The 13263-nt window shown below is 72.0% G+C and carries 13 protein-coding genes; 8 read left to right on the top strand and 5 right to left on the bottom strand.

Annotated features, from left to right (window positions below; genetic code table 11):
* Positions 1-79: 79 nt before the first annotated feature.
* From BKD26_RS34545 to BKD26_RS34535, 3 genes are all read left to right on the top strand, one after another.
* Positions 80-958 carry a phosphoadenosine phosphosulfate reductase family protein gene (locus BKD26_RS34545; protein WP_084906445.1) on the top strand — a complete coding sequence of 293 codons (879 nt, stop codon included), beginning with the start codon at positions 80-82 and terminating at the stop codon, positions 956-958.
* 153 nt (positions 959-1111) lie between these two features.
* Positions 1112-1756, top strand: coding sequence for a hypothetical protein (locus tag BKD26_RS34540; protein ID WP_084906442.1), 645 nt, complete (start codon positions 1112-1114; stop codon positions 1754-1756).
* A 615-nt stretch (positions 1757-2371) separates the two neighbouring features.
* Positions 2372-4027 carry a DNA cytosine methyltransferase gene (locus BKD26_RS34535; protein ID WP_084906441.1) on the top strand — a complete coding sequence of 552 codons (1656 nt, stop codon included), beginning with the start codon at positions 2372-2374 and terminating at the stop codon, positions 4025-4027.
* A gap of 424 nt (positions 4028-4451) precedes the next feature.
* On the opposite strand, the gene BKD26_RS34530 is transcribed toward BKD26_RS34535, so the two are convergent.
* From BKD26_RS34530 to BKD26_RS34520, 3 genes are all read right to left on the bottom strand, one after another.
* A complete protein-coding gene (locus BKD26_RS34530) occupies positions 4452-5039 on the bottom strand; it encodes a hypothetical protein (RefSeq protein ID WP_084906439.1) in 588 nt (195 codons plus the stop codon).
* Between the two features lie 204 nt (positions 5040-5243).
* Positions 5244-5471: a hypothetical protein gene (locus BKD26_RS34525; RefSeq protein WP_084906437.1), complete on the bottom strand. Its 228-nt coding sequence runs from the start codon at positions 5469-5471 to the stop codon at positions 5244-5246.
* Entirely contained in the window at positions 5468-5881 is a 414-nt protein-coding gene (locus BKD26_RS34520; RefSeq protein ID WP_241518986.1) for a hypothetical protein, read from the bottom strand. Before BKD26_RS34520 ends, BKD26_RS34525 begins: the two co-directional genes overlap by 4 nt.
* A 203-nt stretch (positions 5882-6084) precedes the next feature.
* Between BKD26_RS34520 and BKD26_RS34515 the strand changes: the two genes are divergently transcribed.
* The gene (locus BKD26_RS34515; RefSeq protein WP_241518985.1) at positions 6085-7368 is read left to right on the top strand and encodes an XRE family transcriptional regulator; all 1284 of its coding nucleotides are present in this window, start codon (positions 6085-6087) and stop codon (positions 7366-7368) included.
* Entirely contained in the window at positions 7365-7898 is a 534-nt protein-coding gene (locus BKD26_RS34510) for a GNAT family N-acetyltransferase (protein WP_084906566.1), read from the top strand. The genes BKD26_RS34515 and BKD26_RS34510 overlap by 4 nt, the downstream gene beginning before the upstream one ends.
* Before the next feature lie 370 nt (positions 7899-8268).
* Here the strand turns inward: BKD26_RS34510 and BKD26_RS34505 are convergent, their stop codons facing one another.
* Positions 8269-8649: a hypothetical protein gene (locus BKD26_RS34505; protein ID WP_084906435.1), complete on the bottom strand. Its 381-nt coding sequence runs from the start codon at positions 8647-8649 to the stop codon at positions 8269-8271.
* Positions 8650-8893: 244 nt separating this feature from the next.
* Between BKD26_RS34505 and mobC the strand changes: the two genes are divergently transcribed.
* From mobC to BKD26_RS34490, 3 genes are read left to right on the top strand one after another with little or no spacing between them, the layout of a single operon-like run.
* On the top strand, positions 8894-9337 hold the full coding sequence (gene mobC / locus BKD26_RS34500; RefSeq protein ID WP_179166818.1) for a plasmid mobilization relaxosome protein MobC: 444 nt from the start codon (positions 8894-8896) through the stop codon (positions 9335-9337).
* Positions 9334-11103 carry a mobilization protein gene (locus tag BKD26_RS42145; RefSeq protein WP_143662748.1) on the top strand — a complete coding sequence of 590 codons (1770 nt, stop codon included), beginning with the start codon at positions 9334-9336 and terminating at the stop codon, positions 11101-11103. Before mobC ends, BKD26_RS42145 begins: the two co-directional genes overlap by 4 nt.
* Before the next feature lie 14 nt (positions 11104-11117).
* A complete protein-coding gene (locus tag BKD26_RS34490) occupies positions 11118-12263 on the top strand; it encodes a hypothetical protein (RefSeq protein WP_084906430.1) in 1146 nt (381 codons plus the stop codon).
* A 62-nt stretch (positions 12264-12325) separates the two neighbouring features.
* Here the strand turns inward: BKD26_RS34490 and BKD26_RS34485 are convergent.
* On the bottom strand, positions 12326-13263 hold a 938-nt coding region (locus BKD26_RS34485), incomplete at its 5' end, for a bifunctional lytic transglycosylase/C40 family peptidase (protein WP_107418103.1).

Below are 13263 nucleotides of genomic sequence, written 5' to 3'. Positions count from 1 at the left end.
CGGGGGAGCGGGGCGGGAATCCCGCTCCCCCGCCGGGGCCCGGCACGACCACACCGAACACCTCAGCCAGGAGACGACCGTGACGAAGAAGCCCTTCACCCCGCCGTGCGCCGCCGGGTGCGCCGCCGCCCAGATGGAACTGTTCGCCGCGCCGGCCGTCGCGCCGGCCGCGCCCGCGGAGTCCGCCGAGTTCGACTTCGACGCCCACGACGTCGTGGTCATCGGCGACAGCGGCGGCAAGGACAGCGGGGCCACCGTGCACGAGGTCTGCACCCGGGCCGACAAGGCGGGCCAGCTCCACAAGGTCCGCATCCTGCACTGCGACCTCGGGACCACCGAGCGCGGCCACCTGGTCGAGTGGCCCGGAGCGCTCGAAGTCGCCCGCGCGCACGCCGAGCAGTACGGCGTCCCCTTCGCCGTCCGCCGCAGCAAGCGGTGGGGCTCGCTGTGGGAGCGGATTCGCTCCCACGGCAACTGGCCGGGCCACTTCGCGCGCTACTGCACGAGCGACACCAAGACGGCGGTGGGCCGCGACTACGTGGACGAGGTCGGCGCCGAGCTGCGACTCGGGCGCCCGGTCCGCGCCGGGTACGCGATGGGCATGCGCGCCGAGGAGTCCCGGGCCCGCGCCAAGAAGCCGGTCCTGGAGCGCAACCGCATGTCCGGAAAGGGCACGCTGCGGGTCGTGACGACGTGGCTCCCGATCCACCAGCTCACCACCGAGCAGGTCTGGGAGATCCACCGGGAGAACGGCATCGCATCCCACGAGGCATACCGCATGGGGATGCGGCGCCTGAGCTGCCGTGCCTGCCCGCTGGCCGGGAACGAGGACCTGGTGCTCTCCGCCCAGTTGAACCCCGAGATCTTCGACGAGTACGCCGAGGCCGAGGTCGACATGGGCAAGCAGTTCAAGCAGTCCATCAGCCTGCGCGAGATCATCGAGCGCGCCCGGAGCTGACCGGCCCGGAGCCGGACATCGAGCGGCCCGGCGGGGCGCAAAAGCGTGGGAATCCCGCCGGGCCGTGCGGTCCGGCCACCGAGGGCCCTCAACAGGCCCAAAACCGAACCAGGCACCATCGTATCTGCGACCGACACCACCAGGAGCACACCCGTGAAGACGATCGAGGGCCGCCAGTGGGCGAGCCGAGAGGACCTGATCGCGCACAGCGGCTACAGCCGGGACACGCTGTGGAAGCTGTGGCGCGACCGCGGGACCAACGGCCACCCCGAGGCCCGCGACATCGACGGCGTCATGCACTGGGACGTGCAGGTGTGGGACGACTGGTTCACCGAGCACTGCAAGCGTCCCCGCGACCTGTCCGGCGTCGACCGCAGCGGCGACCCGGACGAGCAGCTCCCGCCGGCGGGGCAGGCGCGCGTCCTCGGCGTCGACCCGGCCCGGATCACCCAGTACACGAAGAACCCGCCGCCGGAGTGGCCGGACCCGGTCCGCACCGAGCAACTGACCACCCGCACCCGCGAGTACCGCACCCGCGCCCAGCTCTGGGCATGGGTCGACAACCCGGTCAGCGGATTCGGCACCAAGGGCGGGCGCCCCTCCGGCCCCGACCCCAAGAAGCGCGCGGCGAAGGCGAAGACGCCCGACCCGCGCGTCCGCCTGGCCGCCGAAGCGCTGGCCGCGGCCCCCGGCCGGAAGGTCGCCGACGTCGCCGCCGCCCTCGCCGAGCGGCACGGCCAGTCCGTCGACACCTGGAAGCGACTCCTCACCCAGGCCCGCAAGCAGGCCCAGCAGTAGGCCACCGAGCCCGGCACCGGCCAGTGCACCCCGCGACCCGGGGCGCACTGGCCGTTGTCGTACCCGCCACCGGTCCGGCCGGAGCCCAATCACACCTCTTAAGAGGTGAGTTCGGGGTGCGGCCGGTCGGCGCCCGCCGGTCCAGACAGCGGGGGCTCCGCCCCCACACCCCCGGCCCTCTCTCGAAGGGGGCAGGGGGAGCGCGGTGAACTGCGGGCCCGTGATGGGTGATCGGTGGCGGGGTCGGGGGACTCCCTCCCCGGACGGGCCCCCGGAGGGGACCACAGCCCGCGCCGGGCCGCCAGGCCAAGCCGCCTACGGCGGTCGCGCGAGCGCGAGCCTGGCACCCCGACACGGCCCGCGGTCGGCTGCGCCTGCCCGACCGAGGAGGGAGCCCCCCGACCGGCCCGTCGTACGGCGTCCGCCGGGGGAGTGGCGGGGGCGCCTGAAACGCCCTCAAAAACGCTTCTGACCTGCGGTTTTGTGGGGCGTCAGGGGTTGACTCACACCCTAAAACTTGAGAGTATTAGTTACGTCGGAAGGGGCGGGAATCCCGACCGGCACCGGCCCCCGGGCCACACCGAGAACCCTCAACGACACCAAGGACGTGGCCACATGGGAACCACCCATGCCTCCGCCGGCGGGATGCTGAACCTCCTGCGCCCCGCGGCCATCGACCCGGACTACGCCACCGCCGCGGCCGAGCAGGAAGCCGAGGACGCCGCCGCCATCGCCGCGGCCGCCGGACACCCCGCGCTGACCGAGTGCCAGACGGCCGCCGCCCTGCTCACCGAGTACGCCGCCCTCAACCCCAACGAGCAGTCCGAGGAGTGGGCGTTCAACGCGGTCGAGCGCATCGCCGAGTGCGCGTACGCCGTGACCGAGGGGTACGAGGAGCGCGTCGAGGAACTCGCCCGCGAGGCCCGCGGCGAGCGCGCCGCCGTCGCGCTGGGACGGATCGAGTCCCAGTGCCCGGTCACCGCCGACCGGCTCGCCGCACTGGACGACGAGACCCGCGCACTGCTGGAGTGGTACGCGGCGCCGTTCCCGATCGAGTGGCTGTTCGCGCCCGAGCGCGACACCTTCGGCCGCATCCTGCGCAAGCGCGTGATCGTCCTCTTCCACGGTCCCGGAGGCCTCTCCCTCGGTCTGCGCGACATCCTCGGCGCGGACGTCGACATCATCGGAATCGACCTGGACGGCGGCGCCGTCGCCACCGCCGTCGCCGCCGGACTGCGCGTCATCCACGCGGACGTCACCGCGCTGGACCCGGAGAACCCCGCGCTCCAGTTCGTCAGCATCATCGCCCTCACCCCGCCGTGCCAGGCGTTCACCCCGAGCGGACTCGGCAAGGGCCGCTACACCGCCGCCATCGACACCATCTGTCGCGTCATCTGGGAGGCGGGCGCGGCCGCCGGGTTCCTTCCCTGGGAGCACTCGGAGACCGGCTACGCGCCCCGTTCCGGCGACACCTGGGACGAGGTCCGAGCCCCGCTCGCTGAGCTGGAGGACCCGCGCGCCGGGCTCATGGCGGAGGTCATCATCTGGCCGCTCGGGATGCTCGCCCGGCCCGGCAGCATCCTGGAGTGCGTCATGGTCGAGCAGTCCAGCGCACTGCCCCGCCAGATCGAGGACGCGCTGTTCGGCGAACTGACGCAGGCCGGATGGCACACCACGGAGGCGTGGACGCTGGATGCCGTCGACTACGGCGCCTCCCACCGCAAGCGCCGGTTCATGGCCGCCCACCGCGGCGCCGAGAAGCCGTTCGTGGACGTCGTCCCGGCCGCCCCGATCCCCGCGCCCACCTTCGCCCAGGTGGTCGACTGGCCCACCGGCCGGACCTACCTGACGCGCGGCCACCGGCCCGTCGACCCCGCCACCGGCCGGGCCAAGGGCGGCGGCTCGCGCAGCGCCGACCTGCCGTCGACCTGCGTCACCGCGACCGCGTACGGGTGGGCCGACTCCGAGACCGGCGAGACCATCAGCCAGTCCGACATCGGCCGCCTGGTCGGCTTCCCCGCCGACTACCCGTGGACCCACGTCGGGCGCGGCCGCGGCGTGCGCAACGTCGCCCAGCAGGCGGCGGACGCGGTCTGCCCGATGGTGTCCGCCGCGATCTTCGGCCGCATCCTCGGAGACGCCAACTGGGAGACCAAGGTCCGCGCCTACGTGCACGAGCTGTACGGCATCGACACCGGCGCGACGGTCACCGAGCCCGAGCAGTTGAACCTCTTCGGCGAGGAACCCGCACCGACCGCGACGGCGGCGTAGGGGAGTCCGCCCCGGCAACACCAAAGCCCCGGCGGGCCGCTGGAGATCAGCGGCCTCGCCGGGGCCTTCTCGCGTGCGACGGCGCTCACCCCGTACCACTGTGGGGTGAGCGCCGTCTCCGTTCCGGTGTTCCGGTCTCGGCGGGTGCCGGTGCTCCGCTACCGTGCCGTCATGAGCGAGCCGTTCGCCCAGGGCGAGGACCATCCGGCATGTGGCATCTGCCCGTCGAAGCGTCTGCCGCGCGAGGCGTTCGTCGTGTACTCGCGCCCTTCGTGGGAGTGCCCGTTCGACCCGGCCGACGGCTTCCGCTACACGCTTGGCGACCGGACACCGGCGTGCGTCCACCCGCACAAGGTAGGGCTGGAGCCGGACCGGATCGCCCCGCCGCCCAGGACGGAACCGCAGGAGCCGGAGCAGACATCGGCTACGCCGTCGCGGCGTAGCCGATGGCGCTTGTCATTCCGCGGTCGGTGATGCCGATGGAGGCGTACTTGCCGTCGAGCACCCGCCGGCGCCGCTCGGCCTCCTGCGCCGGAATCCAGTACCGGTCGTCGACCGGACCGAACGCCGCCTCGTAGGCGCGATGGGTGTAGTCACCGGTGTCCCAGGCGGTGTCGTTGACGTGTTCGTTCACCGTGGAGTGCACGAACAGATGCCCGGTGCGCTGCTGAATGCGCGACAGCGCGGTGAACTGCGCGCACAGCGCGTGGCAGGTGACGTCGACCGGCACGGGCACGGGCAGTTCGGCGAGGAGTTCGTCGCCGGTCAGCTCGTAGACGGCCGACTTGAGCGCCATCACCTTCAGCGCGTCGCCGAGGAGGTGCCGCGCGTCCCGGGCGACGCTGTAGGTGCTGATGAGCGGGCCGCCATAGAAGTCGTCCCAGTCGCTGCTGTACTTCGCGCAGCCGTCCAGGACGGTCTTCATCTCGGCGTCGGCCCGCCAGTCCTCCAGGATGTGCCCGGCCCGCGCGGCCACGGTCTCGGGCTCGGGAAGTGCTGTAGCTGTGGTCACCGTTCTTCCCTTCGTCGGTGGTGCTCTGTCGGGTGGAGCTGACCGACTGGGCCGGGGGATGTGACGTCCACCCCGACCCAGCCGGGGTCTACAGAGGGCGCAGGACTACGAGCGCCAGGGCGGCAAGCGCGCCGCCGAGCAACCAGGTCTGCCACCAGGCCCACCAGGGCAGGGCGCGGCGACGCGAACGGCGTCGGTGGCCGGTCATGAGGCGGGCGGGGTGTCCGGCGTGAGCGGGGCGGGGTTGGCGAGCGACGCCGGATCGGTGGTCCACTCCGTGCCACCGCCGGTCGGGATCAGCCACGCCACCGGACGCGGCTTGTCACCGTCAGGGGCGATGGCGCGAAGTGTTCCGCGACGACCGGTCGCGGTGTCCTCAACCTCACGGCCGAGCCAGCGGTGCTCACGGTGGAGCATGCTGCTGCGGGTCACCGGGCCGCACCGCCCATCGAGACCAGGGGCGCCCAGGTGTAGCGCACGCGCACGCCGTGTTCCAGGAGCCAGCTCGACTCGCGGTAGCGGTACTCGGAGGAAGACTCCGGAGCGATGGCTGCGGGCCATCGGACAAGCACCGAGGCGACCGCGCCGGCGGCAGCCAACTCCCGCACTCGCTGCCACCCCGGACGACGGGCCGGGTCCGGCTCGCCGAACTCGTCCGTGACCACTTCGGTGACCGCCAGAGCGTGCTCCCGCGCGAAGGCTCGACCCTCCTCTTCTGCGCGCTGGGCGGCCAGACCCGGCATCAAGGTGCCGCGGTCGGCGCACACGTACAGCACGGTCGCAGCGGGGTCCGGGGCCGCCGGTGCGGCGGAGTGTTCCTGGGGGGTTCCTGCACTGCTCATCGCTGCCTCAGCAGATAGATCGAAGGACGGTGCCCCGCCGTGCCCCACGGGGGAACGAGGCGCGGCGGGGCCGTACACATCACCTAACAGCCCGTCACCGCCGGACGTGCATGACGAAGTTGCCCGAGCCTGCTACACCCTCCCTGACATATTGACTCTTCCTTTACCTGCCGCAGGGTGGGCGCACGCCCTACCGTGCTGTCGTGGCGGAGAACAGAAACGAACCCTTAGCCGCCTGGGTGAGGCGACACCAGATGTCGGTCGGGGAGCTTGCCGACGCGGTGAACGACGCCATCGGCGCGTTCACCGGCAAGAAGGGCACGACGTCCGAGCGCACCGTGTTCCGCTGGCTGTCCGGTGAGAACCAGTGGCCCCAGGAACGTCAGCGTCGAGCCCTGGAGATCGTCACCGGTCTGCCCATCCTGGTTCTAGGGTTCGTGCCCCGGGGGAAGTCCAAGTCAAAATCAGCACTACCGGAGGACCCCGACGTGCACCGTCGCCGCTTCTTCGGCGCGGCCGCAGGTACCGCGGCGGCCGCCGCCATCCCCATCGGCCCCGCATCAGACCGACCCTCGCGCGTCGGCACGCACGACGTGATCCGGTTGCGCGACGACGTCGAGCGACTGGTCGCAGAGGACGCCGATCGAGGCGGTCACGGCTTGGAGCGGGCCGCCCTGGACGGCGCCGCCGAAGCCCTCGGCCTACAGAAGAAGTCCACCACGCAGCGGGTTCGGCAACGCCTGTTCGCGCTCGCATCCGACTTCACCGCGACGGCGGCGTGGTCCCTCATTGATGCCGGTCAACTGGACGGCGCGGGCCGCCATCTGGACCGGGCCCTGACGCTCGCCGGTCTGGCCCAGGACTCCGAGATGGCCATGCAGGTGTGGAACCTCCGGGCGATGCTCGCCCGGCAGCGCCACGAGTACGCCGAAGCGGTGGCTTCCGCGCAGGCCGCCCACGCGACAGCCATCGCCCGGCGCAGTCCACTGCACACTTCGCTCGCCCACGCCCGCACCGCCGTCGGGTTCGCTCACGGCGGCGACACCCGCGCAGCACTCCGCTCTCTCGGTCGCGCTGAGGACGCCCTGTCGAAGGCCGACCTGTCACAGCCTCGGTCGACATGGATTGCCTTCTATGGACCGGCAGAGCTGTACTCCCTGACCGCCATCGTGCGCGATGTCGTGGGTCAGCCGGCGGAGGCGGAGGCCGCCTCCCACCGGGCACTGGCCGCGCTGCCCGAGTCCTACCGTCGCAACCGCGCCCACACCACCGCCCGACTCGCACTCGCGCAGCTCCACCAGGGCGATGTCGACCAAGCCTGTGACACCAGTGGCACCGTATTTACGATCATGGAGGGCGCACCGCTTCCCGGCAGGATGCGGCAGCTCCTCGGAGACTTCCAGCGCGACCTGATCGCATGCGCTCCCTCTGCGCACATTGCGCACGAGTGGACCGACCGGTACCGGACCGAATGGAGCAGCTCTTGACCACCACAGCCGTCGAACTCCGCCGCTTCGGCCACGAAGATCTGCCGACCATCCGGCAGACGCTCCTGGACGTGCACGCGGATGCCTACGCCGACGACATGACCGAGTTCGACGAGCGGTTCCCCTGGTTCGTGGACCACTGGGGCGGCCATCCGGGATACGCCTGCGTCATCGGATACGACGGAGCCGAGCCCGTCGGTTTCGCCTACGGCGCCCCGGCCACAGAGGGCCGCGAATGGTGGCGCGAGCACCTGGCCGACCCGCCGACGGACGCCTCCACCTTCTCCGTCTCCGAGCTGATGGTGCGCCCACGGTGGCGCAAGACCGGCACCGCCGAACGGTTGCATGAGGCGCTGCTTGCGGACCGGCCGGAGGCCCTGGCCGTGCTCCTGGTCGACCCTGACCACCCGAAGGTGGAAGCGCTGTACGAGACGTGGGGGTACCGCCGGATCGGCAACCGGCAGCCATTCCCGGACAGCCCGAACTTCACGGTCATGCTCCGGGACCTCCGCACCCTTCCCACTCCCTGAACCACACTTCGCTCCACGGGCCCGGAACCTGATCGTGAGGGGTTCCGGGCATCGCTGTGTGTTCCAGTTTTCTGGATCGCCCCGCCCTTCCCGGCCGCACCCGCGAGACGGCCCGGACCACCCGCCGGACCCTGGGGCGCCGACCCTTTTTCCTCCCTCCCCGTCAAGGCCTTCCCAAGGTCGGGGGACGGAGTGTCAAGGTGGAGCGCCCGCACCGCAGACGCGTCGGGAGGAACGAGCGACGCGGCGAGGAGTGGACGTACGACCTTGATACGGAGGAGCCCGGCCGGACACTGGAAAGGCCGGGGAGGGAGTGCACAACGCGAAGGGGCCCCGCGAAGCGGGGCCCCTGTCTCTGCGTTCGTCGCGGTCAGCCGGAGACGCTTCCGGCGGTCGCCGGGGCAGCGTCTCCGGCGCTTTCCTGCGCGGGCACCGTACCCGCCGGCGGCGTAGCCGAGGACTCCTGTGCGGAGGCCTCCGGCTTCTCCCTCTTCGACGTCCGTCGGGTGCCGCGCGAGCGCCCCTTGGGACGCTTCGCGGGTTCCTCGGCACCGATCCCCTTCAACTCCTCCGCGGTCCAGCCAGCCGCCTCCGCAGCGACGAACGCCTCGGCGTACGGCGCGTCCAGTGCCGCCAACTGACGCTGGAGTTCCGCGCGCTGTCCCAGGATCTCCGCCAGCGGCTCGAAGGCCTTCTCGCGGGCCGCCTGCGCTTCCCTCATCTTCTGCATGAAGTCGTGTGCACTCGCCATGCCGTGATCGTACTGGCACCGCCCGGACGGCGGCCGCGGGGGCGGGTCTATCACCGCAGGCCGTGGGGGTTTTTGACGGGCTGCCACGTGCACCGTGTGCGCTTCCGGATGGCCTCAGCCACCGGAAGCGAGTTAGTGCAAACTGGGCCCAGTTTGCGTGAGCACCGGCTTTCGGCCCACTACTGTGGGCGGCCGGTGATCTTTGGTCCGAGCACGGACCGGGGGGTTGGGAAGGGGGGCTTGCGTGGCAGAGCCACCGGCAGCGGACGACCGGCGCCGCTCCTCCGATCGCAGCGCGCGCTACCGCGAGCGCGAGGCCGACGGCCGTCGCGACAAGCGCATCAAGGTCTCCTACACCGACACCGAGCTGACGATCGTCCGCGAGGCAGCCGCCCGCGACAACCAGGCCCTCGCCGCATGGGTCGGCGACGCCGCCCTGAAGGTGGCCAAGGAGAAGGTCGTGCCCGTCTCGGTCGACGCCCGCGACCTCATCGCCGAACTCATCCAGTCCCGTAACCAGGCCTCGCGGATCGGCAACAACGTGAACCAGATCGCGAAGGCCTTGAACGCCGACGGCACCGTGACCGGTGACCAGCTCGCGGCCACGCTGGACGCGATCCTCAAGACGATCCAGCGCATGGACGAGGCGACGCGCCAGGTGATGCGCGAACGGCGGCCGCGCGCATGATGCCGAAGAAGGCCCGGGACGGTACGGACACCTGGGGACTGCTGGACTACCTGTACGGCCCGGGCAAGCGTGACGAGCACACCGACCCGCACATGGTGGCTTCCTGGGACGACCCCTTTGTCGAGGACCCGGCGCGCTCGCCGCACATGACGATCGCCGACCTGGCGCTCATCCTGGACGCTCCGGTGCACGCCCTGCTCGGCAAGCGACCGGCCAAGCACGTCTACCACGTCGCGGTGCGCAACGCGCCCGAGGACCGGCTCCTGACGGACGAGGAATGGGCGCGGGTCGCCCGCGAGATGATGCACGCCGCCGGCATCGCCAAGCACGGCGACGACCAGGGCTGTCGGTGGGTAGCGATCCGGCACGCCGACGACCACATTCACATCGTCGCGACGCAGGCCCGGCAGGACGGTCGGCAGCCGCGGCTGCGGCAGGACATCCCGAACATGCACGCGGCCGCGCGGAAGTTCGAGGTCGAGTTTGGGCTGCGCCGGTTGAAGCACGGCGACAAGACCGCGCGGAAGTGGCCGAAGACCGGAGAGCAGGAGAAGGCGACCCGGCGCGGACTGTCGGAGCCGGTACGCGAGACGCTCCAGCGGACGGTTCGGGAGGCCGCGGCCGCCGCCGCGAACGAGGACGACTTCTTCACCCGGCTCACCGCCGCCGGGGTCCGAGTGAACAAGCGCGTCGCGCCGGACGGGAACATCACCGGGTACTCCGTCGCCCTGCCCGGCGACCGCGACGGCAGGCAGCGCGCGGTCTTCTTTCCCGGCGCCCGGCTCGCCTCCGATCTGTCCCTGCCGCGCGTGCGGGAACGCTGGACGAGACCCGTCACGGTGCCGACGGTCGTACCGGCGGAGATGTGGCAGGAGGCGGAGCGGCGCGTGCGCGCGGCCGCGGACCAGCTCGGCGCGGGCGGGCTGCACCAGGGGGCCGGGGACGTCGCCGCGCTCGGCGACCTCATCGTCATCGCGGCGGTGATCTCGCCGCGCATGGTGCGCGATCGGCTGCGGGACGCGGCGTACGAGTTCGAGCGTGCCTCGCGCGTGCCGGGCGACCGTGCGCTGGAGGGTCAGGCGCGCAGCCTCTACCGGGAGTCGGCGCAGTTGCTGTCCCAGTCGGCGGCGGCCGCCGGGCGCAGTGACACGGTCGCCGCACTCGGCTTTCTGCTCGCCCTGGTGACCGCGATCGAGGCCTCCCGCCGCTGGCACCAGGCGCAGGAGCACCGGGCCCAGGCGGAGGCCTCCGGGCGGTCCGGTCGACTGCTGCGCGAGGCGGTCGAGGTGACCGCCGGTGCGAGCGCGGCGCGCGAGTTCCGGCCGCGCCCGAAGCGCACGGCGACCCGGCCTTCGGGGGCCCGCCGGACCCCGGCGGTCTCGGGGGAGCAGCCGATGGCGGGCGTGCTCCAGGAGGCGGTTCCCGAGCATGCGCGGGCGGTGCTCGCGGACCCGGCGTGGCCCGCTCTGCGCACCCGACTGGCGGCGGTCGAGAAGGCCGGGGACGATCCGGTCGAGGTCCTCGCCGCGGTCGCCGCGCGAAGGGAGTTGACCTCAGCGGACTCGGTCGCCGAAGTGCTTACATGGCGGCTGGACGGGTGGAGTCGTCAGCGCGGTGCGACGGCGACGGCCACCGGCAAGAGCCCGTCGCCGACGTCCACGGGCGGCACTGGCCGCAGCAGTGGGCCGCGCAAGACGGGGGCGCCCGGACCGACACGTCGGCCGCCGGGTGACGAGCAGCGCAAGGGCCCGCGACGGGCCCGGTAACGAGGGGAGCGAACATGACGATGCCGACGCCAGAGGAACGCCCTGGGGAAGCCTTCGCGGAGGCCGCCGCCGAAGCGGTGCAGACCTCCGTGATGGCGTTCCGTCTGGTCATGGCCATCGCGGACGCGGTACGCCGTCAGCAGCAGAAGAAGGCCGGGAAGGAGGACGAACTCCCGGACGCCGAGAAGGCGGCGGCGGAGGCCTCGGAGGAGGTCAAGAAGTTCCTCCCGGACGACATCGCCACGGCCTTGCTGGAGGGCGCCGACTGGCCCCAGCTCGCCCAGCAGCTCATGGCGCTCAAGGGCGCCGGGGTCGACCTGGAGACGATGCTGCCGCGCGTCGGCGAGATCACCGTGACGGTGCGGGATCAGGTCGCGGCGAACGCCGAGAAGGTGAAGCGCGAGGGCACCGAGGAGTGGGCGAAGGCGCTGCGCGAGACGCTGCCGGCGGGACCGGTGCGCGAGGCGATCCTGTCCTCCCCGGCGTGGCCGGAGATGGCCCGGACGATGGCGACGCTGAACGAGCGCGGAGTCGACGTGCGGGCGATCCTCGCTTCCGCGCACGAGGAGGGCGTCGGCGTCGACCAGGCCGTCGCCAAGGTGCTCGCGGCGGCGGAGGTGCCGACCGCGAGCCGGGACGCGAAGCTGTCGTACGGGCCGCTGACGACCGGGCTGGACATCCCCAAGGATCTCGACCTGGGGGACCGGGAGCGGGCCCTTCGACAACTGTCCATCGCGCCGTCGGAGAACCAGCGGTTCGCGCGCATGGTGCGCGAGGCGATGCCCGGCGCGGAGCGGGAGGCGGACCTGCTGGTGTCGGCCCGTCAGTGGCCGTTGGTCGCCGCGCGGATGGCGGACATGGAGAGCAAGGGGCAGCCGGTCGCGGAGCACCTGGCCCGGCTGTCGAAGGACACCTCATGGCAGGAGGGTCCGCAGTCGCAGATGGGGCGGCGCCTGGTCCAGGCGGCCAACGACGCGCTGCGCAAGCCGGTCGGTACGCCGGCGGGCCCGGGGCCGAAGGTGAGCACCGCGGCGGCCCGGTCGACGTCGCCGAGCGTGGGCCCTACTAAGGCGGCCGGGAAGGGCGCGGCACCGACCACGCCCGGCGTGGCCGCGCACCGCGAGGCCGGACCCGCGCCGAAGAGCGGCAAGACCCGGTAGCACCGGCCGGACGCACGTGTGCCGCAGACCGAAGGCCGGTCTGCGGCACACGTCGTTTCGGGTCAGGGGCGGGTGGCTCCGTAGTAGTCCCGCTCGGGCATCGCAGAGGTGAGCGGGGCGAGTTCCACGTTCTTTCCGGTGCGCGGCGCCTGCACCACGTTGCCGTCGCCCGCGTAGATCGCCACGTGGTAGATCGAGCCGCTTCCACCGTGCGACCAGAACAGCAGATCGCCCTCCTTGAGGTCGCTGCGGGAGACGGGCCGGTCGGACGTCGCGCCGTACTGCGCGGCGGCCGTGCGCGGCAGTTTCAGCTTCGGCGAGAAGGCGTACTGCACGAGGCCGGAGCAGTCGAAGCCGATGGTGCTGGAGGCCACGCATTCGCCGCCGAGGTAGCCGTTGGTGCCGTCGCAGAAGCCCTTCGTGGGACCGGTGGGTCCGCCCCCGCCCCACGCGTACGGGGTGCCGATCCGGCCGACCGCCTTGCGCAGCGCGTCGGCCGCCGCGCCATGGCCGGAGACCTGGATCAGGCTCGGGCCCTGGAAGCGCGGGATGTAGCTCAGGATGAGCTGGACGTAGTCGTAGGTCTCGCCGTTCGCGAAGGACTTCGGGGGCACGCCCTTGAACTGTTGCACCCGGCCCCATCCGGCGTTGTACCCGGCCAGCGCGAGGGCGCGGACGTCGCCGGGGTAGCCGGAGGTCTTCGCCTGCTTCAGTAGGGAGCACATCATCCGGCCCTGCGCCATGACGGCGTCGCCTATGTCCCACAGGCTCGTCTCGCCGTTGCCGTCGTCGTCGCGTCCCCACGTCGCGAAGGTCGAGGGGAGGAACTGCGCCGGACCCTGCGCGCCGGCGTGGCTGGTCGCCTCCTCCTTGGAGGTCTTGAACTTGGACTCCTGCCAGAGCTGCGCGGCCAGCAGTGCCGGGGTCAGCTCCTGCTCCTTGCAGGCGGCGTCCGCCTTGAGTATCCACTCGCGGAACTCGGCGGGGACGCCCTTCAGGC

The organism is Streptomyces sp. CB03238 (assembly GCF_002099185.1).
Classification (GTDB): domain Bacteria; phylum Actinomycetota; class Actinomycetes; order Streptomycetales; family Streptomycetaceae; genus Streptomyces.
Note: the sequence above shows the minus strand (reverse complement) of the source record. Positions and strands in the feature narration are given on the sequence as shown.

What these genes read in the sequence shown, in the direction of transcription:
- BKD26_RS42145 (WP_143662748.1), top strand. Translation starts at nt 9,334, where the DNA reads ATGATGCCGAAGAAGGCCCGGGACGGTACGGACACCTGGGGACTGCTG.
- BKD26_RS34535 (WP_084906441.1), top strand. Translation starts at nt 2,372, where the DNA reads ATGGGAACCACCCATGCCTCCGCCGGCGGGATGCTGAACCTCCTGCGC.
- BKD26_RS34520 (WP_241518986.1), bottom strand. Translation starts at nt 5,881, where the DNA reads ATGAGCAGTGCAGGAACCCCCCAGGAACACTCCGCCGCACCGGCGGCC.
- BKD26_RS34490 (WP_084906430.1), top strand. Translation starts at nt 11,118, where the DNA reads ATGACGATGCCGACGCCAGAGGAACGCCCTGGGGAAGCCTTCGCGGAG.
- BKD26_RS34505 (WP_084906435.1), bottom strand. Translation starts at nt 8,649, where the DNA reads ATGGCGAGTGCACACGACTTCATGCAGAAGATGAGGGAAGCGCAGGCG.